The sequence below is a fragment of the Leclercia sp. W17 genome (assembly GCF_003336325.1).
Lineage (GTDB): Bacteria > Pseudomonadota > Gammaproteobacteria > Enterobacterales > Enterobacteriaceae > Enterobacter.
Map to the genome: position 1 here is coordinate 3,157,811 of NZ_CP031101.1, position 23,380 is coordinate 3,181,190.

Annotated in this window: 19 protein-coding genes and 2 pseudogenes; 11 read left to right on the forward strand and 10 right to left on the reverse strand. The window is 56.0% G+C overall.

Going from position 1 to position 23,380, the window contains the following annotated elements:
* Positions 1 to 8: 8 nt before the first annotated feature.
* The gene (yccS, locus tag DVA44_RS15770; RefSeq protein ID WP_114387502.1) at positions 9 to 2,144 is read left to right on the forward strand and encodes a YccS family putative transporter; all 2,136 of its coding nucleotides are present in this window, start codon (positions 9 to 11) and stop codon (positions 2,142 to 2,144) included.
* Here yccS and DVA44_RS15775 read toward each other — a convergent pair.
* Positions 2,125 to 2,759, reverse strand: a pseudogene (locus tag DVA44_RS15775) (TfoX/Sxy family DNA transformation protein). The gene yccS and the pseudogene DVA44_RS15775 sit on opposite strands and share 20 nt — an antisense overlap.
* A gap of 217 nt (positions 2,760 to 2,976) precedes the next feature.
* On the opposite strand from DVA44_RS15775, the gene sulA reads away from it, so the two are divergent.
* Entirely contained in the window at positions 2,977 to 3,486 is a 510-nt protein-coding gene (gene sulA / locus DVA44_RS15780) for an SOS-induced cell division inhibitor SulA (RefSeq protein ID WP_114387503.1), read from the forward strand.
* 355 nt (positions 3,487 to 3,841) lie between these two features.
* A complete protein-coding gene (gene ompA, locus DVA44_RS15785; RefSeq protein WP_114317116.1) occupies positions 3,842 to 4,897 on the forward strand; it encodes a porin OmpA in 1,056 nt (351 codons plus the stop codon).
* Positions 4,898 to 4,963: 66 nt separating this feature from the next.
* Here the strand turns inward: ompA and matP are convergent, their stop codons facing one another.
* On the reverse strand, positions 4,964 to 5,419 hold the full coding sequence (gene matP / locus DVA44_RS15790; RefSeq protein ID WP_103178956.1) for a macrodomain Ter protein MatP: 456 nt from the start codon (positions 5,417 to 5,419) through the stop codon (positions 4,964 to 4,966).
* A gap of 186 nt (positions 5,420 to 5,605) precedes the next feature.
* Between matP and DVA44_RS15795 the strand changes: the two genes are divergently transcribed.
* Entirely contained in the window at positions 5,606 to 7,366 is a 1,761-nt protein-coding gene (locus DVA44_RS15795; protein WP_114387504.1) for a Lon protease family protein, read from the forward strand.
* A gap of 68 nt (positions 7,367 to 7,434) precedes the next feature.
* Positions 7,435 to 7,953, forward strand: a complete 519-nt coding sequence (gene fabA, locus DVA44_RS15800; protein ID WP_000227926.1) for a bifunctional 3-hydroxydecanoyl-ACP dehydratase/trans-2-decenoyl-ACP isomerase — start codon at positions 7,435 to 7,437, stop codon at positions 7,951 to 7,953.
* A gap of 71 nt (positions 7,954 to 8,024) precedes the next feature.
* On the opposite strand, the gene rmf is transcribed toward fabA, so the two are convergent.
* The 6 genes from rmf to rlmKL all read right to left on the reverse strand — a co-directional run bounded on the left by rmf (position 8,025) and on the right by rlmKL (position 15,953).
* Positions 8,025 to 8,192, reverse strand: coding sequence for a ribosome modulation factor (gene rmf, locus DVA44_RS15805; RefSeq protein ID WP_010429337.1), 168 nt, complete (start codon positions 8,190 to 8,192; stop codon positions 8,025 to 8,027).
* A gap of 255 nt (positions 8,193 to 8,447) precedes the next feature.
* Positions 8,448 to 9,011, reverse strand: a complete 564-nt coding sequence (gene pqiC, locus DVA44_RS15815; protein ID WP_114315422.1) for a membrane integrity-associated transporter subunit PqiC — start codon at positions 9,009 to 9,011, stop codon at positions 8,448 to 8,450.
* Positions 9,011 to 10,648, reverse strand: coding sequence for an intermembrane transport protein PqiB (gene pqiB / locus DVA44_RS15820; protein WP_114388439.1), 1,638 nt, complete (start codon positions 10,646 to 10,648; stop codon positions 9,011 to 9,013). Before pqiB ends, pqiC begins: the two co-directional genes overlap by 1 nt.
* A gap of 4 nt (positions 10,649 to 10,652) precedes the next feature.
* Positions 10,653 to 11,906: a membrane integrity-associated transporter subunit PqiA gene (pqiA, locus tag DVA44_RS15825; RefSeq protein ID WP_103823352.1), complete on the reverse strand. Its 1,254-nt coding sequence runs from the start codon at positions 11,904 to 11,906 to the stop codon at positions 10,653 to 10,655.
* A gap of 18 nt (positions 11,907 to 11,924) precedes the next feature.
* The gene (locus tag DVA44_RS15830; protein ID WP_114387505.1) at positions 11,925 to 13,832 is read right to left on the reverse strand and encodes an ABC transporter ATP-binding protein; all 1,908 of its coding nucleotides are present in this window, start codon (positions 13,830 to 13,832) and stop codon (positions 11,925 to 11,927) included.
* A gap of 12 nt (positions 13,833 to 13,844) precedes the next feature.
* Positions 13,845 to 15,953: a bifunctional 23S rRNA (guanine(2069)-N(7))-methyltransferase RlmK/23S rRNA (guanine(2445)-N(2))-methyltransferase RlmL gene (gene rlmKL, locus DVA44_RS15835; protein WP_103178950.1), complete on the reverse strand. Its 2,109-nt coding sequence runs from the start codon at positions 15,951 to 15,953 to the stop codon at positions 13,845 to 13,847.
* Positions 15,954 to 16,050: 97 nt separating this feature from the next.
* On the opposite strand from rlmKL, the gene DVA44_RS15840 reads away from it, so the two are divergent.
* Positions 16,051 to 17,160, forward strand: coding sequence for a YcbX family protein (locus DVA44_RS15840; protein ID WP_114387506.1), 1,110 nt, complete (start codon positions 16,051 to 16,053; stop codon positions 17,158 to 17,160).
* Here the strand turns inward: DVA44_RS15840 and zapC are convergent.
* Both zapC and pyrD read right to left on the reverse strand, forming a co-directional pair.
* On the reverse strand, positions 17,157 to 17,693 hold the full coding sequence (gene zapC / locus DVA44_RS15845) for a cell division protein ZapC (protein ID WP_103823355.1): 537 nt from the start codon (positions 17,691 to 17,693) through the stop codon (positions 17,157 to 17,159). The genes DVA44_RS15840 and zapC overlap by 4 nt on opposite strands.
* Before the next feature lie 167 nt (positions 17,694 to 17,860).
* Positions 17,861 to 18,871 carry a quinone-dependent dihydroorotate dehydrogenase gene (gene pyrD, locus DVA44_RS15850; protein WP_103823356.1) on the reverse strand — a complete coding sequence of 337 codons (1,011 nt, stop codon included), beginning with the start codon at positions 18,869 to 18,871 and terminating at the stop codon, positions 17,861 to 17,863.
* Between the two features lie 248 nt (positions 18,872 to 19,119).
* Between pyrD and ssuE the strand changes: the two genes are divergently transcribed.
* From ssuE to ssuB, 5 genes and pseudogenes are all read left to right on the forward strand, one after another.
* A complete protein-coding gene (ssuE, locus tag DVA44_RS15855; RefSeq protein WP_114387507.1) occupies positions 19,120 to 19,695 on the forward strand; it encodes an NADPH-dependent FMN reductase in 576 nt (191 codons plus the stop codon).
* Positions 19,688 to 20,681: pseudogene (locus tag DVA44_RS15860) on the forward strand (sulfonate ABC transporter substrate-binding protein); the annotation flags it as partial. The gene ssuE and the pseudogene DVA44_RS15860, both read left to right, overlap by 8 nt.
* Positions 20,647 to 21,792 (forward strand): FMNH2-dependent alkanesulfonate monooxygenase, encoded by a 1,146-nt coding sequence (gene ssuD / locus DVA44_RS15865; protein WP_114387509.1) that lies wholly within the window; start codon positions 20,647 to 20,649, stop codon positions 21,790 to 21,792. The pseudogene DVA44_RS15860 and the gene ssuD, both read left to right, overlap by 35 nt.
* Positions 21,793 to 21,801: 9 nt before the next feature.
* The gene (gene ssuC, locus DVA44_RS15870) at positions 21,802 to 22,593 is read left to right on the forward strand and encodes an aliphatic sulfonate ABC transporter permease SsuC (protein ID WP_114387510.1); all 792 of its coding nucleotides are present in this window, start codon (positions 21,802 to 21,804) and stop codon (positions 22,591 to 22,593) included.
* Positions 22,590 to 23,357 carry an aliphatic sulfonates ABC transporter ATP-binding protein gene (gene ssuB / locus DVA44_RS15875; RefSeq protein WP_114387511.1) on the forward strand — a complete coding sequence of 256 codons (768 nt, stop codon included), beginning with the start codon at positions 22,590 to 22,592 and terminating at the stop codon, positions 23,355 to 23,357. The genes ssuC and ssuB overlap by 4 nt, the downstream gene beginning before the upstream one ends.
* Positions 23,358 to 23,380: the final 23 nt, after the last annotated feature.

Sequence of the window (23,380 nt, forward strand, 5' to 3'; positions counted from 1 at the left end):
GCGCGCACATGCTAAGCCCCCTGCTTCGCCGCTACACCCTGAACAGCGCCTGGCTCTACAATGCCCGGATCTTTATTGCCCTGTGTGGCAGTACCGCCCTGCCCTGGTGGCTGGGAGAAGTAAAGCTGACCATCCCGCTGACGCTGGGGGTGGTTGCCGGCGCGCTGGCCGACCTGGACGATCGCCTTACCGGTCGGCTGCGCAATCTGGTTATCACCCTGATCTGCTTTTTTATCGCCTCTGCATCGGTTGAGCTGCTCTTCCCGTGGCCGTGGTTTTTCGCGATTGGGCTGACGCTCTCCACCAGCGTTTTTATCCTGTTGGGTGGGCTGGGCCAGCGCTACGCCACCATCGCCTTTGGCGCGCTGCTTATTGCCATCTATACCATGCTGGGGGTGTCGCTGTATGACCAGTGGTATCAACAGCCGGTGCTGCTGTTGCTGGGCGCGGTCTGGTATAACCTGCTGACGCTCGCCGGGCATCTTATTTTCCCCATTCGCCCGTTACAGGATAATCTGGCCCGCAGCTACGAGCATCTGGCCCACTATCTGGAATTAAAGTCCCGGCTCTTCGATCCGGATATCGAAGATGACGGCCAGGCACCGCTGTACGATCTCGCCCTGGCGAACGGGCAACTGGTGACCACGCTAAACCAGACCAAAGCATCGTTACTGACCCGTTTACGCGGCGATCGTGGTCAGCGCGGAACCCGCCGAACCCTACACTATTACTTTGTGGCGCAGGATATCCACGAGCGCGCCAGCTCATCGCATATTCAGTACGCCGAACTGCGCGAAAAGTTTCGCTACAGCGACGTGATGTTCCGCTTCCAGCGCCTGTTGTCCATGCAGTCGCAAGCCTGCCAGCAGCTGTCGCGCTCCATTCTGCTGCGCACCCCTTATCAACACGATCCGCGATTTGAACGCGCATTTACCCACCTGGATGCGGCGCTCGACCGTGTTCAGGCCAGCGGCACCTCTGCTGAGCAGATGAAAGCGCTGGGGTTTCTGTTAAATAACTTACGCGCCATTGATGCCCAGCTCGCCACCATCGAATCTGAACAGGCGCTGGCAACACCCGGTAATGATGTGAATAACCAGCTTGCGGATGACAGCCTGCATGGGTTTAGCGATATCTGGCTGCGTTTAAGTCGTCATTTTTCCCCGGAATCGGCGCTGTTTCGCCATGCGGTGAGGATGTCGCTGGTGCTCTGTATTGGTTATGCTTTTATACAGATAACCGGGCTTAATCACGGCTACTGGATTTTGCTCACCAGCCTCTTTGTCTGTCAGCCCAACTACAACGCCACCCGCCATCGACTGGCGCTGCGTATTCTCGGCACCCTGGTTGGGGTCGCTGTCGGGTTACCTATCCTTTACTTTGTTCCTTCGCTGGAAGGCCAGCTGATCTTAATTGTGATCACCGGCGTGCTGTTTTTTGCGTTTCGTAATGTGCAATATGCCCACGCCACCATGTTTATCACTCTGCTGGTGCTGCTCTGCTTCAACCTGCTCGGGGAAGGTTTTGAGGTGGCCCTGCCGCGCGTCGTTGATACGTTAATTGGCTGCGCCATTGCCTGGGCTGCGGTGAGTTTCATCTGGCCGGACTGGCGGTTCCGTAATCTGCCTCGGGTGCTGGATCAGGCGATGAACGCCAACTGCCGTTATCTTGATGCCATTCTTGAGCAGTATCATCAGGGGCGCGATAACCGCCTGGCGTACCGTATCGCCCGGCGTGACGCCTATAACCGCGACGCGGAGCTGGCGTCTGTGGTGTCGAATATGTCCACGGAGCCGCGGGCAACCGCAGAAACCCGTGAAGTCGCATTCCGTTTGCTGTGCCTGAACCATACTTTTACCAGCTATATCGCCGCGTTGGGCGCGCACCGTGAGCGGCTCACCAGCCCCGCAATCCTGGGATTGCTCGACGATGCGGTCTGCTACGTTGATGATGCACTTCATCAACGTCCGGCGGATGAGCCTCGTGTTCAGCAGGCATTAAGCGAACTGGCGCAACGCATTTCACATATTGAGCCGGGAGCCGAGAGCAAAGCGCCTCTGGTTCTGCAGCAAATTGGTCTGCTCATCGCGTTGCTGCCAGAAATTTGTCGCCTACAGCAGCACGTTAATCAGCTGCCGGAGTGAGGGGAGTCTCTACCGGCAGCTTTTTGTACCACTCCACAAGCTCCTGGCGTCTGACTTCCGGGAGTGCAGCGACGTGCAGCCCGGTGATTGCCCCTTCCAGTGCAAACAGCACCTTATAACTGAGGTGCTTGTTCAGCGCTTTGATCTTCAGCCAGGACTGTTCCGCCCCCAGCGCGCGTAATGCCTCTTCGGTGGTGATGCCCGCTTCATAAAGCAGGATCTCCAGTTGAAAGGTGAGATTGGGTAAATCTTTCAGCCTTTCGCGCTTATAGCGTGCGCTGCGCTCCCGCCGCGCCGCGCCGCTTCCAGCGCAAACGAGGAGAGCTGCAGAAGTTTTTCGCGATCCTGCCAGAGACCTTCATCAACGCGATAATAGTTCAACAACACAGGCCGCCCCCGCTTTACCAGCGACAGGAAAGTCGAGGCATGTTTTACACAGTAAGGTGCGCTCTCCTCACAGGCCCGCAGGTATAACTCCCCTTCCGACACCATGGCAAATACCGTGTCATCTACCGCCAGAGTGTAACCGCCAAACAGGGCGCGATAGTGCACCTCGCCGAGAGGAGACAGGTATTCTGCTGATTGATAGATCCGTTCATACGATAACTTTTTCATGATATTTCCCTTTTAAATCATGGAGTAATGGTGAGTTCGTTTGTTAACGGATCCGTTAGCCAAAAAATAGGTAACTTATAATCGAACGGCAAGATGATTTTTCAATACGACTGAATTACAAACCAAATTTGCGAGGAGCTTTCCGAAAATGAGGTTGATCTTTAGTCGTACAGGGGTTACTGTATATCCATACAGTAACTACAGGGCTGGATTGATTATGTACTCTTCAGGCTATGCAAACCGTTCAACTACTTTCTATTCAACCGCAGGTAAAAGCGCGCTGAATTCCACTGCGCCTGTTTCCACCGGGCTGATTAGTGAAGTGCTCTACCGTGAAGACCAGCCCATGATGACGCAGCTGTTATTGCTGCCCCTGTTACAGCAGCTTGGTCAGCAGTCTCGCTGGCAGCTGTGGCTTACGCCGCAGCAGAAATTGAGCCGGGAGTGGGTGCAGTCCGCCGGCTTGCCGCTCACAAAAGTGATGCAGATAAGTCAGATGGATCCATGCCATACTGTAGATTCAATGGTGAGGGCGTTGCGTACCGGGAATTACAGCGTCGTGATCGGCTGGTTTACGCACGAGTTGACGGAAACGGAACAACATCGTCTGGCTGAAGCCGCCGAAGAAGGTAATGCGCTCGGCTTCATAATGCGTCCCATTCGAATGAATGCTCTGGGCAACGGACACCTTTCTGGGCTAAAAATTCACTCCAATTTGTATCATTAAGTAAAAATAAGAGTATTCCTGGAATTTTTTTTGCGCCCTCTGTACACCGTTGGTTCTCTATATATAAAGCCGCGAAAAGTCTTGTCTGCCGCGGCTTTCTTCATTTTAGCACGCCTTAAATTGCGCAATAAATGTTAAATATTGTGTATACAAAACTTTTTTTTTCATATGCCTGACAGAGTTCACACTTGTAAGTTTTCAGGTACGTTGTAGACTTTACATCGCCAGGGGTGCTCGGCCTAAGCCGAAGATATCGGTAGGTTTACTCTTTGTCCCCGCCCCCCGGTGAAGGATTTAACCGTGACTCTCATTGAGATTCTCATGGCGATTTTTGGATGATAACGAGGCGCAAAAAATGAAAAAGACAGCTATCGCGATTGCAGTGGCACTGGCTGGTTTCGCTACCGTAGCGCAGGCCGCTCCGAAAGATAATACCTGGTACGCTGGTGCTAAACTGGGCTGGTCTCAGTTCCATGACACTGGTTGGTATGACAGTGCAAACAACAATAATGGCCCAACTCATGAAAGCCAGCTGGGCGCAGGCGCGTTCGGTGGTTATCAGGTTAACCCGTACGTTGGCTTCGAAATGGGTTACGACTGGCTGGGCCGTATGCCTTACAAAGGCGACGATATTAACGGCGCATTCAAAGCTCAGGGCGTTCAGCTGACTGCTAAACTGGGCTACCCAGTAAATGACGCTGTAGACATCTACACCCGTCTGGGCGGTATGGTATGGCGTGCAGACTCCAGCAACAGCCGCGCTGGCGACGACCATGACACCGGCGTATCCCCAGTATTCGCTGGTGGCGTTGAGTGGGCTATGACCCGTGACGTTGCTACCCGTCTGGAATACCAGTGGGTTAACAACATCGGCGACGGCAACACCGTTGGTGTTCGTCCAGACAACGGCATGCTGAGCGTGGGTGTTTCCTACCGTTTCGGCCAGCAGGAAGAAGCAGCGCCAATCGTTGCTCCAGCTCCAGCTCCAGCTCCAGAAGTACAGACCAAGCACTTTACTCTGAAGTCTGACGTTCTGTTCAACTTCAACAAAGCAACCCTGAAACCAGAAGGTCAGCAGGCACTGGATCAGCTGTACACCCAGCTGAGCAACCTGGATCCTAAAGATGGTTCCGTAGTGGTTCTGGGCTTCACCGACCGTATCGGTTCTGACGCTTACAACCAGGGTCTGTCTGAGAAACGTGCTCAGTCCGTTGTTGATTACCTGATCTCTAAAGGTATCCCGGCTAACAAGATCTCCCCACGTGGTATGGGCGAATCTAACCCAGTTACCGGTTCTACCTGTGACAACGTGAAAGCTCGCGCTGCGCTGATCGACTGCCTGGCTCCAGATCGTCGCGTAGAGATCGAAGTTAAAGGCATCAAAGACGTTGTAACTCAGCCAGCGGCATAAGTTATCGTCTTACAAAAAACCCCGCCATGGTGCGGGGTTTTTTATTACCTGAAGTAAACTAAAACGCTACTTTTTACCGGCCAGCAGCGCCTGAAGATCGGTTTTCAGGGTCGACATCTGACTGGCGTACTTCTCTTTATGTTCCGCATCTTCAATCAGCTGCACGATGGTTTCTGACAAGGTTTTCCCACGTCTCTGGGCAAGCCCGGCCAGACGCTGCCAGACCATAAACTCCAGATCGATCGACTTTTTACGGGTGTGCTGGTGCTCAGCATTAAAGTGCCGTTTGCGCCGCGCACGGATAGTCTGCTTCATTCGGTTCAGTAAGGCGGGATTAATATGCTTTTCAATCCAGCCATTGACCAGAATGGGTTCATTTTCGAGGGTCAGCAATAAATCTACAGCTTCTTTTGCGGCACTGGCTTCGAGGTAGCAGGTGATCAACTCCCCTTCACGGTGTTTTTTGACCAGATACTTCCATTTCCAGCCGCTTTCGAGATTTTCCAGTTGTTGATATTTCATTGCGATCTCAGTGTGACCGTGTAACTGTGTTCAGAATATCAGTTTTTTAGCAATCTGCTGAAAAGAAATCATATCCTGTGACACGCGGTGACGCATTCCTGCCCGGAAACCCCCATTCCCTCATGTGCAGAGCCTGCGCCTTACGGTATACTCCATCGTTTTACTTCTGACTAAAAAACATCAACTTTGACCATTACGAAACTTGCATGGCGTGACCTTGTTCCGGATACCGACAGTTATCAGGAACTGTTTGCACAGCCAGATCTCGCGAAAGAAGACGAATACATCCTCAGCGACACTCAGCCCCGTTTGCATTACGCGCTGGAGCAGGTGTTAAGCCCATGGGCCACCTCGCCATTCATGTTGTTGAAAGCGCCAGACGAAGCGGAGTATCTGAATCTTCTGGCAGATGCCATGCGGCAGCTGCAGCCAGAAGCCGGAACGGTCTTTGGTGGTGAGTACCGCATCGATGGGCATACCGTTACCTTTGAACCCGCCACCGTACCCGATGGTCGTTTTGCAGTCACCGGCAACATCGTCCAGGCGGGCTGGACAGAAGCAGAACAGCTGTTTGGCTGTCTGCGCCAGTTTAACGGTGAACTTACCCTGCATCCCGGTCTGGTCCATCAGGCAAACGGCGGCGTGTTGCTTATCTCCCTGCGCACGCTGCTTGCTCAGCCACTTCTGTGGATGCGCCTGAAAAACAGCGTTAGCCAGCAGCGCTTCGACTGGGTGGCCTACGACGAGTCGCGCCCTCTTCCTGTCGCTGTGCCCTCTATGCCGCTCACCCTGAAAGTGGTGCTCATCGGCGATCGCGAAGCGCTGGCGGATTTCCAGGAGATGGAACCCGAACTGGCCGACCAGGTGGTCTACAGCGAATTTGAAGAGAGCACCCAGATTGCCGATGCCGAAGATATGCAGCAATGGCTGCAGTGGGTTTACGCCGTCTGCCAGCGTGCGCAGCTGCCAACGCCAGCAGCCGATGCCTGGCCGGTGCTGATCCGCGAAGCGGTCCGCTATACCGGCGATCAGGAGACACTGCCGCTTTGTCCTCTCTGGCTTGGCAAACAGCTGCGTGAAGCCGCAGCCATGACCGAAGAGGATACGGTCACCGGCGAACAGCTCTCCCAGATGCTGGTGCAGCGCGAATGGCGTGAAGGCTATCTTGCCGATCGCATGCAGGATGAGATCCTGCTTGAGCAGATCTTGGTTGAAACCGAAGGCGAACGCGTCGGGCAGATCAACGCTCTGTCGGTAATTGAATTCCCTGGCCACCCGCGCGCCTTTGGCGAGCCGTCGCGTATCAGCTGCGTCGTGCATATCGGCGACGGTGAGTTTATCGATGTCGAACGCAAAGCCGAGCTGGGCGGGAATATTCACGCCAAGGGCATGATGATCATGCAGGCCTTCCTGATGTCGGAACTGCAACTCGAGCAGCAGATCCCCTTCACCGCCTCGCTGACTTTCGAACAGTCCTACAGCGAAGTGGATGGCGACAGCGCCTCAATGGCAGAGCTGTGCGCGCTCATCAGCGCCCTGGCCGATGTGCCGGTGAATCAGAGCATTGCCATTACCGGTTCCGTGGACCAGTTTGGTCGCGCGCAGCCGGTCGGCGGTCTGAATGAGAAGATCGAAGGCTTCTTTACCGTCTGCCAGCAGCGTGGGCTGAGCGGTAAACAGGGTGTGATCATTCCTCTGCCGAACGTGCGTCATCTCAGCCTCAGTCAGGAACTGCTGAAGGCGGTAGAAGAGGAACAATTCAGCCTCTGGGCCATCGAAGACATTACAGATGCGCTACCCTTACTGACAAACCTGGAGTGGGACGCCGAGGGGCAAACCACGTTGATGCAGACTATCCAGGAACGTATTGCGCAGGCAACGCAACAGGAAGCGCGCCACCGTTATCCCTGGCCGTTACGCTGGTTGAACTGGTTCACACCAAACTGATCGGACTTGTTCAGCGTACACGTGTTAGCTATCCTGCGTCCTTCACTAAAATAAGGCATACTGAGAACATGGTAGATAAACGCGAATCCTATACAAAAGAAGATCTTCTTGCCTCTGGTCGCGGTGAACTGTTTGGCGCGAAAGGCCCGCAGTTACCGGCCCCGAACATGCTGATGATGGACCGTGTCGTGAAGATGACGGAAACCGGCGGCAACTTCGATAAGGGTTACGTAGAAGCAGAGCTCGATATCAATCCGGACCTGTGGTTCTTTGGTTGCCACTTTATTGGCGATCCGGTGATGCCAGGCTGCCTGGGTCTGGACGCGATGTGGCAGCTGGTTGGCTTCTACCTCGGCTGGCTGGGTGGCGAAGGTAAAGGCCGCGCGCTGGGCGTGGGTGAAGTGAAATTCACTGGTCAGGTTCTGCCGACCGCGAAAAAAGTTACCTACCGTATTCACTTCAAACGCATTGTTAACCGTCGCCTGATTATGGGCCTGGCGGATGGCGAAGTGCTGGTCGACGGTCGTCTGATCTATACCGCGAACGACCTGAAAGTGGGTCTGTTCCAGGACACCTCCGCATTCTGATTGTTGCTTTTACCAGAGCATATAAAGGCGAAACCTCCGCAGTGCGGAGGTTTCTTTTTAAAGAGACGTTATCAAGCAAGTACTGCCCTGTCTCCGATGGCTTCTCGCCAGCCCCCTAACCATTGTGACCTCTGATTCAAGGTCTGATAGGGACACATTTCTTTTGAACGTCCGGCGATGCCAGCCTGATAACCACGTTGATGAGCCCTTTCAAGGCGATCTCGTTTCTGTCTCTTCATGCCTCGTTTCCCTCATTATTTGATCTGGTGGAAAAGAAAACAGTGATTACAAAATGTGCAATCACAGATAACGAATACCCTGATTACCGCCGAGCGTCAATGCGCAAAATTCACGCCAGTGTCATAAATGTGAGCTACACAAAAGTTCATTTGTACAAAAATTGTGACACGGCACAAGTAACCGCCTGAGGGACAAACGAAAAAAAAGCCGCAATTAGCATCAAGCTAAGTGCGGCCCCGTGCGATGAATTTTACTTATGGCAGTCGGGAGATCTCTCTCGCAATGCTGGCAGACTCCTGCGCCCAGCCCTGGGCCAGCACTTTTACCATCTCATCGTAACCATCTTTTCGCTGGATCAGCTCCAGATGGAAAGGTCGTTTGATCAGCTGACCCTGATGGTTCAGCAGCCACTCCCCGCTGACGATCACCCTGCCATCATAGCGCCCGTGGAAGTTGGTCACGTTGACGTTGAGCGTATCCTGGTCGCTACCCAGCGGCTGCGAGGCAACCACCCATCCCGGCAGTTGGCTGCCAAGGTTAGCGACCAGCGTGTTGCGCAGCTGCTGATCCAGCGGGCTGGCCCACAGGTTGTTGTTAGCGATGACATACTGCACATCGCTGGTCTGATAAACCACGCCATTTCCGGCGAGGTAATCCGGCACTGCCACCTGCTCTACCCACAGCAGGCGGTTCCCCTGGCTGGCCGTCGTTTGCCCGCCCACCTGCGCTGCCAGCGGCAGCTGATAATAGCTCTTGTTCTCTGATGAGCTACAGGCGGTCAGAAGCGCCACTGCGGTGATGATTAGCCATTTTTTCATTATTTAGCCCCCTTCGGCTCAGGGTCCTTTTTGTCTTTTGCTTCGAATACCAGCGCATTACTCTTCGTATTCAGCGTTTTCAGTACCGGCTGGAGCTCACGCAGAACCTGATCGAGGCGCTGCATATCCGCCACCATCTTGTTATATGCCGCGGAGCCCGGCTGGAAGCCCTGCATACTGCGGTTCAGTTCACGCAGCGTCTTCTGCATGTCCTGCGGCAGCTGCTGCATCGACTGGCTGGCGGTCAGCTTGTTCAGATTATCCAGCGTAGCCTGCAGTCGGCGCATCGTCGCCTGGCTTTCACTAAGCGTGTTGGTAGCCTGCTGAATCATCGGATTAAGCGGCAGGTTGTTGATCTTATCCAACGTTTCCATCAGACGCTGTTGGATCTGCGCCAGGCCACCGCTGACGGTCGGGATAATTTTATAGCCCCCAAACTCGCGGATCTCTTTTAACGGCGGCTCTTTCGGGAAGAAGTCCATATCCACATACAGCGCCCCGGTCACCAGATTACCGGTTTTGAGCGAGCCGCGCAGGCCGCGCTTCATCAACCCGTCGATATGCTGAGCAATGTCCGGCGTATCGCCAACCTGATTGATCAGACGCTCCGGCTCGATGCGGATCAGCACCGGAATACGGTAGTCATCATCCAGCACCTGGCGCATACCCGGCGCAAAGAACGGCACCTTTCCGACGGTTCCGAGACGGATACCGCGGAATTCAACCGGCGCGCCCGGCTGCAGGCCGCGGACAGAATCTTTGAAGAACATCAGGTAGTCGATATGGTCGGTATAGAGCGAATCCTGAATGCTTCTTTGGTCGTCATAGAGCTTGAACGCTGTGTGCTGCGCCACCGGCTGGCCCTGATCCAGCCCTTCCGGCACGTCAAAGCTAACGCCACCGCCGAAGAGCGTAGAGAGTGAACCCATTTCGACGCGCATACCGGCTGAGGTTAAGTCCACGGCGATACCGCTGTCTTTCCAGAAGCGAACGTTGCCGGTCACCAGGCGATCGTTAGGCGCATTGATAAACAGCTGGTAACTGATGGTGCGTTTTTGGGTGTCAAACGTGCTGGTTTCAACGGAACCCACGCGATAACCGCGGAACAATACCGGATCGCCCGGACTCAGCTGGCCCGCTTTTTTACTGTCGAGGATAACGCGGATCCCCTTCGCATCGGGTGGCGCCAGCGGCGGTGAGTCCAGCAGTTGATATTCCGCTGGCTGGACGCCCTTTTTGCCCGGTTGCAGTTCAATATATGCCCCGGATAACAACGTGCCCAGACCGCTGATGCCTTCACGGCCCACCTGCGGTTTCACCACCCAGAACACCGAGTCGCCGTGTAGCAGCTTCTCCATGCCAGCATTAAGGCGGGCTTTGATCTCTACGTGTGTCAGATCGTCAGTCAGGGTGGCGCTTTCAACGACCCCCACATCCACGCTGCGGCTTTTGATGGTGGTTTTACCACCCTCAATCCCCTCGGCATTAGTGGTGATTAACGTCACTTCCGGACCCTGATGGCTGTAATGATAAAACAGGATCCAGGCACCGATCAGGGCAGTCACGATGGGGAAAATCCACACCGGCGACCAGTTTCTGACCTTCTGCACTTTCGCCTCTCCGCTTTTCTTTTCCATGCTTTTATTCATCCTCATGGCTCGACGCTGACTCACGATCCCAGGATAACCGAGGGTCGAAAGTCATGGCCGCAAACATGGTCATAATCACGACCAATGCAAACATCACCGCTCCGATGGCGGGATAGATACTCATTAATCCGCCTATACGCACCAGCGCAGAGAGGACGGCAATAACAAAGACGTCAATCATTGACCAGCGCCCGACAAACTCCACGACTTCATAGATCAGATGCATCCGCTCGCTGTCACGCTTGCCGTGCCCTTTGGCATCCCAGCAGAGCCAGGCAATCGCAATCATTTTGAGCGTGGGAACCATAATACTGGCGATAAAGATCACCAGCGCAACCGGATAGGAGCCTTCACTCCATAACAGTACAACCCCGGCCATAATGGTCGATGGCATTCTATCGCCCAGCAGGTCGGTAATCATAATCGGCAGAATATTGGCCGGGAGATAGAGGATCATGGACGTAATAAGCAGCGCCATGGTCCACTGAAGGCTGTTTTTACGCCGCACATGCCCTTTTGTTGCGCAACGCGGGCAGACATACTGGTCGGCAGGGAGGATCGCTGTGCAGCAGGCGCATAAGCGCAAATTTTGATTGATTCCCGGCACGCCGGGTTGCAGCGTTTGCGGCAACGCGGGCGCAGGGGCGATATCGTCCCATGCCCAACGGCGATCCACGCACTGAAACGCGCGTAGTTGCAGGATACAGAACAGGCACCAGGGAATAAAGCTGCTGCCAATGCCGATATCGCCGTAGGCCATCAGCTTAACAAAGCTCACCAGAATACCGGCTAAGAAAATCTCCGCCATCCCCCAGCTTTTCAACTGGAACAGGATCCGCGCCAGCCTGATCTTCAGTGCCCCGGGCATATGCGCCCGGTTCACGAGCAGTAAGATAACCACCAGGCAAAACGCCGGTACGATCTGGACGAAAAGTAAAAAGAATGTTCCCAGACTGGCGTAATTCTCTGAGAACATCACGCGGGGTATCTCCAGCAAATGGACTTCGCTGGTGATGCCCCCCACCTTCATATTAATAAAGGGGAACAGATTGGAGAGAAAGAGCATAAACAACGCAGCAATGGCATAAGCAGTAGGACGCTGCCGCGGCGCGTCCCACTCTGTTGTCAGCGTTGTCCCGCAGCGCGGGCATGCCGCTTTGTGGCCATGCTCGAGCACGGGAAGCGCCACGAGCATATCGCACTGTGAGCATAAAATATGCCGGTCGGCATGGTGATGTTCACACATACTGGCTCCATGTTTAACTTATGCGCCGTTTTTCAGAGCCTCAAGATATTCCCAGCGTTCAAATGCCTCTTCCAGCGCCTGCTCAGCCAGGGCCATATCGGCCAGAACTTTTTGAGTATAGTCATGCGGCTGGCTGAAGAATGACGCGTCTGCCACCTGAGCCTGCAAACTTTCCAGACTGGCTTCGAGCTCTTCCAGACGCTGCGGCAAGCCTTCCAGTTCGCGCTGAAGGTTATAGCTTAATTTGGCCGTGGTGCGTTTGCTATTTTCTGCTTTTGGAACAGCAACTTCCGCTTCCACCTTCACTTTTGACTGTTTTGTCGCCTGCGATTGCGCCTGCTGCCCACGGGCATCGTGATAACCGCCCACATACTGGCCAATTCGGCCCTGGCCTTCGAAGATCCAGCATTCGGTAACGGTGTTATCCACGAACTGACGATCGTGGCTGACCAGCATCACAGTTCCCTGATAACTATCAATCAGTTCTTCCAGAAGTTCCAGCGTTTCAACGTCAAGATCGTTGGTCGGTTCGTCAAGAATAAGCAGGTTGCTGGGTTTCAGGAACAGACGCGCCAGTAACAGGCGGTTACGCTCCCCACCAGAGAGTGCACGCACCGGGGTCATCGCCCGTTTTGGATGGAACAGGAAGTCCTGCAGATAGCCCAGCACGTGGCGCGGCTTACCGTTCACCATCACTTCCTGCTTGCCTTCGGCGAGGTTGTCCATCACCGTTTTATCCGGATCCAGCTCAGCGCGGTGCTGGTCGAAGTACGCCACTTCGAGCTTGGTACCGCAGTGGATGCGGCCGCTGTCGGCCTTAAGTTGATCCAGCATCAGCTTCAGCAGCGTGGTCTTACCGCAGCCGTTCGGGCCGATAAGGGCGATTTTGTCGCCGCGCTGTACCTGGGCGGAGAAGTCCTTCACCAGCACCTTGCCGTCGACCTGGTAGTTGACGTTCTCCATCTCAAAGACGATTTTGCCTGAACGGCTCGCCTCTTCGACCTGCATCTTCGCGCTGCCCATCACCTCGCGGCGTTCGCTGCGCTCGCGGCGCATCGCTTTCAGGGCACGGACGCGGCCTTCGTTACGGGTACGACGCGCTTTAATGCCCTGACGGATCCACACCTCTTCCTGCGCCAGCTTGCGGTCGAACTCTGCGTTTTGCAGCTCCTCTACCCGCAGGTTTTCCTCTTTTTCCAGCAGATAGGTATCGTAACCGCCAGGATAGGTCACCAGCTTGCCGCGATCGAGATCGACAATACGGGTCGCCATATTGCGGATAAACGAACGGTCGTGCGAGATAAAGATAATGGTGCCGTTGAAGGTTTTCAGGAACCCTTCCAGCCAGTCGATGGTTTCGATATCCAGGTGGTTGGTCGGCTCATCAAGCAGCAGCACTTTCGGCCCGCTGACCAGCGCCCGGCCCAGCGCCGCCTTACGCAGCCAGCCGCCAGAAAGCGAGGCCAGCGGCATGTCCGCTTCCAGACCTAACTGCGCCAGCACTTCGTTGATACGGTTTTCAAGCTGCCACAGGCCATGATGATCCAGCAACTCCTGCAGGCGCGCCATCTCATTCAGGTTTTTGGTGCTGGGGTCGGTCATCACCAGATGCGAGATCTCGTGGTAGCGCTTCAGATATTCGGCCTGCTCTTCGATGCCTTCGGCAACAAAATCGTAAACGCTGCCCTGAACGTTGCGCGGCGGGTCCTGTTGCAGACGCGCCACGACCAGATCCTGTTCGTAAATAATACGCCCGTCATCCAGCCCCTGCTCGCGGTTGAGGATCTTCATTAGCGTCGATTTTCCGGCACCATTACGCCCCACCAGACAGACGCGTTCGTTATCTTCGATATGCAGCTCAGCATTATCGAGAAGCGGCGCGTCGCTGAACGACAGCCACGCTCCATGCATACTAATTAATGACATTTACTTTTCCTTTCAGACCGCGGTAATCAGCCAGCAGTTATGGATCTGACGGTTACGGGCAAAATCCTGGGACAGAGTTTTTTGACTGATCTCTTGTGCTTTCAGCCCCAGTTTTTCCAGCCCTTCATGATCCATGCGGAAACCGCGTTTGTTGTTCGAGAACATGATCGTGCCGCCTTTACGCAGCATACGTTTAAGATCTTTCATCAGCGCAATATGGTCGCGCTGGACATCGAAAGACTCTTCCATGCGTTTGGAGTTCGAGAAGGTCGGCGGATCGATAAAGATCAGATCGAACTGCTCTTCAGTTTCTCGCAGCCAGCCCAGCACGTCAGCCTGCAGCAGGCGGTGCGCGCGGCCGGTCAGGCCGTTAAGGCGCAGGTTGCGCTCCGCCCACTCCAGATAGGTGCGGGACATATCCACGGTGGTAGTGGTACGCGCACCGCCCAGGCCGGCATGTACGCTGGCGCTGCCGGTATAGGAGAAGAGGTTCAGGAAGTCTTTACCTTTACTCATCTGGCCCAGCATGCGGCGGGCAATGCGGTGGTCGAGGAACAGCCCGGTATCGAGATAGTCGGTGAGGTTCACCCACAGGCGCGCGTTATATTCGCCCACTTCGATAAACTCGCCCTTGCTGTTCATCTTCTCATACTGGTTTTTACCCTTCTGACGCTCACGGGTTTTGAGGATCAGCTTGTTCGGGGCGATATTCAGCACGCTGATGGTCGCGGCAATAATATCGAGCATACGCTGACGGGCTTTCTGCGGATCGACGGTTTTAGGCGGAGCATACTCCTGCACGACCACCCAGTCGGCGTAGCGATCGACCGCCACGTTGTATTCCGGCAGATCGGCGTCATACAGGCGATAGCATTCAATCCCCTCCTGCTTCGCCCATTTTTCAAATTTCTTCAGGTTCTTGCGCAGGCGGTTGGCGTAATCTTCCGCGATGGTGGCAGGTTTGCTGTCCGCCTCTTTCTCGGCCAGATGGTAATTTTTCTGCACGCAGTCCAGCGGGCCGTTTTTGGCCTTGAACTGGCGCTCGGCGCGCAGTTGCAGGCAGCTCAGCAGCTCAGGGGAGGCGCTGAACAACGAGAGATTCCAGCCGCCAAACAGATCCTTCATGGTGCGCCCAAGCAGGCTGTGCAGGGCAATCAGCGCAGGCTCGCTGTCCAGACGTTCGCCGTAAGGCGGGTTGCTGATTACCGTGCCGTACGGGCCTTTTGGCAGCGGATTGGTGAGCTGGGAAACATCTTTAACCTCAAAGGCGATCAGCTCGCCGATCCCGGCGCGGCGGGCGTTGCTGCGCGCGCGTTCAATTACGCGGGCGTCGCTGTCAGAACCATAGAAACGGGATTCATAGGCTGCCAGCCCGGCACGTGCGCGCGTCTGGGCTTCGGCTTTGACCTCCTGCCAGATGGCCTCGTCGTGCTGAGCCCAGCCCTTAAAGCCCCACGCGCCGCGATGCAGGCCCGGCGCGCGGTCGGTTGCCAGCATCGCCGCTTCGATAAGCAGGGTACCGGAACCACACATCGGATCGAGCAGCGGCGTACCCGGCAGCCAGCCGGAACGCATCACGATGGCGGCCGCAAGGTTCTCTTTGATCGGCGCAATACCGGCACGATCGCGGTAGCCGCGCTGGTGCAGGCCTTCGCCACACAGATCCAGCGCAATGCTGGCGACTTCTTTATTCAGGCGAACGTTGATGCGCAGATCCGGATTTTCACGATCGACGTTCGGACGCTCCAGATTTTTGCGCGTGAAACAGTCGACGATGGCATCTTTGACCTTCAGCGCCCCGTACTGGCTGTTACGGATCTCATCGTTCAGGCCGCTGAAGTGCACGGCAAAAGTGGCGCCTGGGGCAAAAATCTCTGTCCAGTCGATAGTCTGCACGCCAATATAAAGATCGAGATCGCTATAAACCTTGCACTCTCTCATCGGCAACATGATGCGTGAGGCCAGGCGGCTCCACATCAGGCTCTGGTAAATAAGCCGCGTGTCGCCCTGAAAATGGACACCACCCTGAACCACCTGGCACTCTTGCGCGCCCAGGTTTTCCAGTTCAGTTTTTAACAGCTCTTCCAGCCCACGGGCCGTACTGGCAAACAGAGAATTCATATCGTCACTTTTACTCTAAGAAAATTGCTGCGCATTATAGCCAATCTGGGCTCTATGTCATAAAGTTGAGGGCTTATTTTCATTTGAGGGCTGCGCCGTGGCGACGTTATCCAGGCTTTTCATTCATCCGGTTAAATCCATGCGGGGTATTGGGCTCACCCATGCCCTTGCCGATGTCAGCGGTTTTGCCTTTGATCGCATTTTTATGGTCACAGAGCTGGATGGCACATTTATTACCGCACGCCAGTTCCCGCAAATGGTTCGCTTCATCCCGGCGCCGGTTCAGGATGGTCTCCATCTGACTGCGCCGGATGGTTCCAGTAGTATCGTCCGTTTCAGCGATTTTGCGCCAGCGGATGCGCCCACCGAAGTCTGGGGCAACCACTTTACCGCCCGTATCGCCCCGGATGCGATCAACCGCTGGCTGAGCGAATTCTTTTCCCGCCCGGTTCAGCTGCGCTGGGTTGGGCCGGAGCTGACGCGACGCGTGGCTAAGTTTGCCGCGGTGCCGCTCTCTTTTGCCGACGGGTTCCCGTATCTGCTCACTAACGAAGCCTCGCTGCGCGACCTGCAACAGCGCTGCCCGGCCAGCGTGCAGATGGAGCAGTTCCGCCCGAACCTGGTGGTGACCGGCGCTGCCGCCTGGGAAGAGGACACCTGGAAAGTGATCCGCATCGGCGAGGTCATTTTTGACGTGGTGAAACCCTGCAGCCGCTGCATCTTTACCACCGTCAGCCCGGAAAAGGGGCAGAAACATCCGGCTGGCGAACCGCTGAAAACTCTGCAATCTTTCCGCACCGCGCAGGATAATGGTGATGTCGATTTCGGTCAGAACCTGATCCCGCGCTCCAGCGGAGTGATCCGCGTGGGCGACGAGGTGGAGATCCTCTCGACCGCCCCGGGCCGCATCTACGGCGCAGGTGCCGAAGAAGAGGCCAGCGACATGGAAGTGCAGCCTGCAACGGCGGTGACCATCCAGTGGCAGGGACAGACCATTCGCGGTAACAATCAGCAGGTGTTACTGGAGCAGCTTGAACAGGCTGGGATTCGCGTGCCCTACTCCTGCCGTGCGGGGATTTGCGGATGCTGTCGCATCACGCTGGTTGAGGGGGAAGTGAGCGCGCTGAAGAAATCGGCCATTGGCAGCGATGGCACAATCCTGTGCTGTAGCTGTGTGCCGAAAACGTCGTTACAGCTCGAGGCTTAAACAGCCTGTTCCAGGCTGAAGCTGACCGGTTGCGGTTTCAGCCTGTCATTCATCACTTTAATCGGGTCGCCCAACTGCATGGTGCGCCCGGCAATGGTCACCGCGGGCTGCGCCAGTAAACAGAGCGCAGCGTTGTCGCCCGGCTCCACCACCAGCAAATTCACCTGCTCACCATTTTCGCTCAGGCTGACACAGGCGGCGTCGCCGATTGTCGGTGTCCAGCGTTCACCGTGGGCAAGAAAGTGCCAGCTTTTTGGCATCTGGGGTTTGAGGAAGCGGATCGCCACCAGCGCATTGAGCACCAGTTCAGCGCGTTGCTCTTTCGACAGTTCCAGGTCACGGCACTTCTCTTCAAAAGAGAAATAGAGTGCGGCATCATCGACGCAAAAACCGGTATCGGCAAAGGCGTCCGGGGTTAACATCCGGCGGGCAAAACGCGAACGAAACAACATACCATTGGCCAGATCGAGCATCATACGATCGTGCTCTTCGCAGAAATACCAGCGCCAGTTATCGTCAGGTTTAATTCGCATCTGTCTCTCCCGTTCCCGAAACGTCCTGTCGTAAGAAAGTCCTTATTGCCGCTTCGTTTTTTTAACCTCAGTAATCAAAGACTACTATGTCTAATAAAGCAACAGTCCGGGAATATAAAACAACCAGAGCTGGAAATAAAGCCCTGGTTGTCAGTCATGCTAAAAGGTTAGAGGTGATTAACGATTTCTTTAATCAGCGGCGGACCTTTAAAAATAAAGCCGGAATATATCTGAACAAGCGAAGCGCCAGCAGCCATTTTTTCACGGGCGGCGATGACTGAATCAATCCCGCCAACCCCAATAATCGGTAAGCGGCCATTTAATTCCTGCGACAGACGACGAATTATTTCGGTGCTTTTTAACTGCACCGGGCGTCCGCTCAAGCCACCCATTTCATCGCAGTGCTTCATCCCCTGAACTAAAGCGCGGTCGAGCGTGGTATTGGTAGCGATAACACCATCAATATTATGACGAACTAAACTGTCGGCCACCTGAATCAGCTCTTCTTCAGTCAGATCCGGCGCAATTTTAACGGCGACCGGCACATATTTATGGTGCGTCGCCTGGAGTTCATTTTGCTTATTTTTGATGGCGGTTAATAAGTCATCCAGCGCTTCGCCGTATTGCAGGGTACGCAGACCTGGCGTGTTAGGCGAGGAGATATTCACCGCAATATATCCAGCGTAAGCGTAGACTTTCTCCATGCAGATCAGGTAGTCATCTTTGCCCTGCTCGACCGGCGTGTCTTTATTTTTGCCGATATTAATGCCTAATACGCCGTCGAAATGGGCCTTTTTCACATTCTCAACGAGGTGATCGACACCGAGATTATTAAACCCCATGCGGTTAATCAGCCCTTCGGCTTCTACCAGGCGGAACAGGCGTGGCTTGTCGTTGCCCGGCTGCGGACGCGGTGTGACGGTACCAATTTCGATGGAGCCGAAGCCCATCGCACCCAGTGCATCAATGCACTCGCCATTTTTATCCAGCCCTGCCGCCAGACCCAGTGGGTTTTTAAAGGTTAACCCCATACAGGTGACCGGCTTATCCAACACTTTCTGGCGCACCAGCGCTTCGAGCGGGGTTCCCGTAATACGGCGTAACTGCTGGAACGTTAATTCATGAGCGCGCTCAGGATCGAGCTGGAAAAGGGCTTTACGAACGAAGGGGTAGTACATGAACTCTCCTGGATTCCCGGTGTGCAAACCGGGGGCGTATTATCTGCGATCGCAGCGGGAAAGGGAATTGACCTGAGGCAAAAAAAGCCCCGTGCTGCGCAATCGTTTACTTTTCACCTCTCCTTTATTCAATTTTCGGCATTTATCTTGCGGATAAATCATTTAGCGGAATAAGCCAGCGGTGCCACACTGCCAACAAATGTTATCAATGTTAGGTAAAAGCAAATAATTGGTTATAAGGAGCATCTATGCGCGTCATTACGTTGGCCGGCAGTCCGCGATTCCCTTCCCGCTCCAGCGCACTGCTGGAGTACGCCCGGGAGCAGCTTACCTCTCTGGATGTGGAGGTATTCCACTGGAATCTGCAAAATTTTGCCCCGGAAGATCTGCTCTATGCCCGCTTCGACAGCCCTGCGCTGAAGGCGCTGAATGAACAGTTAAAAGAGGCCGATGGGCTGATCGTCGCCACGCCGATCTATAAAGCCTCGTTCTCCGGCGCCCTGAAAACCCTGCTCGATCTGCTGCCGGAGCGCGCGTTAGAGGGCAAAGTCGTCCTGCCGCTGGCGACGGGCGGCACCGTGGCCCATCTGCTGGCGGTGGATTACGCCCTGAAACCGGTGCTCAACGTCCTGAAAGCCCAGGAGATCCTGCACGGCGTGTTTGCCGATGATTCTCAGGTCATCGACTACCAGCACAAACCGCACTTTACCCCGAACCTGCAAACCCGCCTCGACAGCGCGCTGGAGACCTTCTGGCAGGCGCTGCATCGCCGCGACGTGCAGGTTCCAGCCTTTGGTCTTCAGAAAGGGGTCGCCCATGTTTAAATCCCTCGCACGCCTGAGTCTGGCAGGTCTGGTGGCTCTCTCCGCACTGGCGCATGGCGCAGAGCCCGCGCCCGACAATCTGCGTATTGGCTATCAGAAAGGCAGCGTCAGTATGGTGCTGGCGAAGAGCCATCAGCTGCTGGAAAAACGCTACCCGGACACCAAATTCTCCTGGGTTGAGTTCCCGGCTGGCCCGCAGATGCTGGAGGCGCTGAACGTCGGCAGTATCGATCTTGGCAGTACCGGCGATATCCCGCCGATCTTCGCCCAGGCCGCCGGCGCGGATCTGGTTTACGTCGGCGTTGAGCCGCCAAAACCGAAAGCCGAAGTGATTCTGGTGCCTGAAAACAGCCCGATTAAGAGCGTGGTGGATCTGAAAGGCCACAAAGTGGCTTTCCAGAAAGGTTCCAGTTCGCACAACCTTTTACTGCGCGCGCTCCAGCAGGCGGGCCTGACCTTTAAGGATATTCAGCCGGTCTATCTCTCCCCGTCGGATGCCCGCGCCGCTTTCCAGCAAAAGAATGTCGATGCCTGGGCTATCTGGGACCCTTACTACTCTGCGGTGCTGCTGCAGGGGGGCGTGAGAGTACTGAAAGATGGCGAAACCCTGAAACAGACCGGCTCTTTCTACCTTGCCGCACGCCCCTATGCCGAGAAGAACGGTGCCTTTATTCAGGGTGTGCTGGATACCTTTAGCGAAGCGGACGCCCTCACCCAGAGCCAGCGCCAGGCCAGTATCGCCCTGCTGGCAAAATCGATGGGTCTGCCGGAGCCGGTCATTGCTACCTACCTTGACCATCGCCCGCCAACCGTCATCAAACCGGTGGATGCGAAAATCGCCGTGTTACAGCAGCAAACCGCCGACCTGTTTTACGACAACCATCTGGTACCGAAAAAAATCGTTATTCGCGACCGCATCTGGCAGCCCACTGCCTCGAAAGGAGATAAATCATGAGTCTGAATCTGTTCTGGTTTTTACCTACCCACGGCGACGGTCATTATCTGGGCACCGACGAGGGCGCACGCCCGGTGGATCATGCTTATCTTCAGCAGATCGCCCAGGCCGCCGACCGGATTGGTTTTACCGGGGTGCTGATCCCGACAGGTCGTTCCTGCGAAGATGCGTGGTTGGTGGCGGCGTCGATGATCCCGGTGACCCAACGCCTGAAGTTTCTGGTGGCCCTGCGTCCCAGCGTGACCTCCCCGACGGTAGCCGCACGCCAGGCCGCGACCCTCGACCGTCTGTCGAATGGCCGCTCCCTGTTTAACCTGGTGACCGGCAGCGATCCACAGGAGCTGGCGGGAGATGGCGTCTTTTTGGATCACACCGCGCGGTACGAAGCCTCCGCGGAATTCACTCAGGTCTGGCGTCGTCTGCTGGAGGGTGAGAGCGTCACCTTCGAGGGCAAGCATATCCACGTGCGTGACGCGAAACTCTACTTCCCGCCGATCCAGCAGCCGCGTCCGCCGCTCTATTTTGGCGGTTCATCGGACGTTGCCCAGGATCTGGCCGCCGAACAGGTGGATCTCTACCTCACCTGGGGCGAACCGCCGACGCTGGTAAAAGAGAAAATCGAACAGGTGCGCGCCAAAGCCGCGGCGCGGGGTCGTAAAGTCCGCTTCGGCATTCGTCTGCATGTGATTGTGCGCGAAACCACTGAAGAGGCGTGGCAGGCCGCCGATCGCCTGATTTCGCATCTGGACGAAGACACCATTGCCAAAGCGCAGGCCGCGTTTGCCCGCACCGATTCCGTGGGGCAACACCGAATGGCCTCCCTGCACAACGGTAAAAGAGAAAATCTGGAGATCAGTCCGAACCTGTGGGCCGGCGTGGGGCTGGTGCGCGGCGGTGCGGGTACCGCCTTAGTGGGGGATGGCCCAACCGTGGCGGCGCGTATTAATGAGTACGCTGACCTCGGTATCGACAGCTTTATTCTCTCGGGATATCCGCATCTGGAGGAGGCCTACAAGGTGGGCGAACTGCTGTTCCCCCATCTGGATGTCGCCATTCCGGAGATCCCGCAGCCGCAACAGCTCCTGCAGCAGGGCGAAGCGGTCGCCAACGAATTTATTCCGCGTAAAGTCGCCCAGAGCTAAGGAGAGCGCATGGCTCATTCTTCCCGAAAATGGCTGCTGCGCATTGCCCCCTGGCTGCTTCCCGCAGGCATTGTGCTTATCTGGCAGCTGGCCTCCTCCGTGGGCTGGCTCTCAAGCCGCATCCTGCCGTCGCCGGAGGGGGTTGTGGAGGCCTTCTGGTCCCTGAGCGCCAGCGGCGAGCTGTGGCAGCATCTGGCGATCAGCGCCTGGCGCGCGGTGATTGGTTTTTCCATCGGCGGGACGATTGGCCTGACGCTGGGGCTGATCAGCGGTCTCTCCCGCTGGGGCGAGCGTCTGCTGGACACCTCGATCCAGATGCTGCGCAACGTGCCACATCTGGCGCTGATCCCGCTGGTGATCCTCTGGTTTGGTATCGATGAAACGGCGAAGATTTTTCTCGTCGCCCTCGGCACCCTCTTCCCGGTCTATATCAACACCTGGCACGGCATTCGTAATATCGATCGCGGGCTGGTGGAGATGGCGCGCAGCTACGGTTTGTCCGGCTTCGCCCTGTTTATCCACGTTATCCTGCCGGGCGCCCTCCCCTCCATTATGGTCGGCGTGCGCTTCGCCCTCGGTCTGATGTGGCTGACGTTAATTGTGGCGGAAACCATCTCCGCCAACTCGGGTATCGGCTACCTGGCGATGAACGCCCGCGAATTCCTGCAGACCGACGTGGTCGTGGTGGCCATCGTTCTCTACGCCCTGCTCGGTAAACTGGCGGATGTCAGCGCCCAGTGGCTGGAACGCCGCTGGCTGCGCTGGAATCCGGCCTACGCGATAAAGGAGGCACACGCATGAATACGGCTCGCTTAAACCAGGGGACGCCGCTGTTGCTTAACGGCGTCACCAAACGCTACGGTGAAAACACCATTCTGAACGAACTGGAGCTGCATATTCCCGCCGGGCAATTCGTGGCGGTGGTAGGCCGCAGCGGCGGCGGCAAAAGCACCCTGCTGCGCCTGCTGGCCGGGCTAGAGGCGCCGAACAGCGGCGAACTGCTGGCCGGGAACACCCCGCTGGCGGAGATCCAGGACGATACCCGGATGATGTTCCAGGATGCGCGACTGCTGCCGTGGAAATCGGTCATTGATAACGTGGGGCTGGGGCTGAAAGGCGACTGGAAAGCGCAGGCATTACAGGCGCTGGCCGCCGTCGGGCTGGACAATCGCGCCGGGGAGTGGCCTGCCGCCCTGTCAGGGGGTCAGAAACAGCGCGTAGCGCTGGCCAGGGCGCTGATCCATCGCCCGGGGCTGTTGCTGCTGGATGAGCCGCTGGGGGCGCTGGATGCGCTGACGCGGATTGAGATGCAGGATCTTATCGTCTCGTTATGGCAGGAGCACGGCTTTACGGTACTGCTGGTGACCCATGATGTGAGCGAAGCCGTTGCCATGGCGGACCGCGTACTGCTCATTGAGGAGGGCAAGATTGGGCTGGATCTGACAATTGACCTTCCTCGCCCTCGCCGGGTGGGTTCGGCGCGGCTGGCGGAGCTGGAAGCGGAGGTCCTGGAGCGGGTGATGAAGCGCGGTGCCAGTGAGGTGCCCATCAGAAAGCACGGATAAAAAAAGCCGGGCGGCACTTACGC

Coding starts and splice junctions, on each gene's coding strand:
- yccS (WP_114387502.1), top strand. CDS start 9: ATGCTAAGCCCCCTGCTTCGCCGCTACACCCTGAACAGCGCCTGGCTC.
- sulA (WP_114387503.1), top strand. CDS start 2,977: ATGTACTCTTCAGGCTATGCAAACCGTTCAACTACTTTCTATTCAACC.
- ompA (WP_114317116.1), top strand. CDS start 3,842: ATGAAAAAGACAGCTATCGCGATTGCAGTGGCACTGGCTGGTTTCGCT.
- matP (WP_103178956.1), bottom strand. CDS start 5,419: ATGAAATATCAACAACTGGAAAATCTCGAAAGCGGCTGGAAATGGAAG.
- fabA (WP_000227926.1), top strand. CDS start 7,435: ATGGTAGATAAACGCGAATCCTATACAAAAGAAGATCTTCTTGCCTCT.
- rmf (WP_010429337.1), bottom strand. CDS start 8,192: ATGAAGAGACAGAAACGAGATCGCCTTGAAAGGGCTCATCAACGTGGT.
- pqiC (WP_114315422.1), bottom strand. CDS start 9,011: ATGAAAAAATGGCTAATCATCACCGCAGTGGCGCTTCTGACCGCCTGT.
- pqiB (WP_114388439.1), bottom strand. CDS start 10,648: ATGGAAAAGAAAAGCGGAGAGGCGAAAGTGCAGAAGGTCAGAAACTGG.
- pqiA (WP_103823352.1), bottom strand. CDS start 11,906: ATGTGTGAACATCACCATGCCGACCGGCATATTTTATGCTCACAGTGC.
- DVA44_RS15830 (WP_114387505.1), bottom strand. CDS start 13,832: ATGTCATTAATTAGTATGCATGGAGCGTGGCTGTCGTTCAGCGACGCG.
- rlmKL (WP_103178950.1), bottom strand. CDS start 15,953: ATGAATTCTCTGTTTGCCAGTACGGCCCGTGGGCTGGAAGAGCTGTTA.
- zapC (WP_103823355.1), bottom strand. CDS start 17,693: ATGCGAATTAAACCTGACGATAACTGGCGCTGGTATTTCTGCGAAGAG.
- pyrD (WP_103823356.1), bottom strand. CDS start 18,871: ATGTACTACCCCTTCGTTCGTAAAGCCCTTTTCCAGCTCGATCCTGAG.
- ssuE (WP_114387507.1), top strand. CDS start 19,120: ATGCGCGTCATTACGTTGGCCGGCAGTCCGCGATTCCCTTCCCGCTCC.
- ssuD (WP_114387509.1), top strand. CDS start 20,647: ATGAGTCTGAATCTGTTCTGGTTTTTACCTACCCACGGCGACGGTCAT.
- ssuC (WP_114387510.1), top strand. CDS start 21,802: ATGGCTCATTCTTCCCGAAAATGGCTGCTGCGCATTGCCCCCTGGCTG.
- ssuB (WP_114387511.1), top strand. CDS start 22,590: ATGAATACGGCTCGCTTAAACCAGGGGACGCCGCTGTTGCTTAACGGC.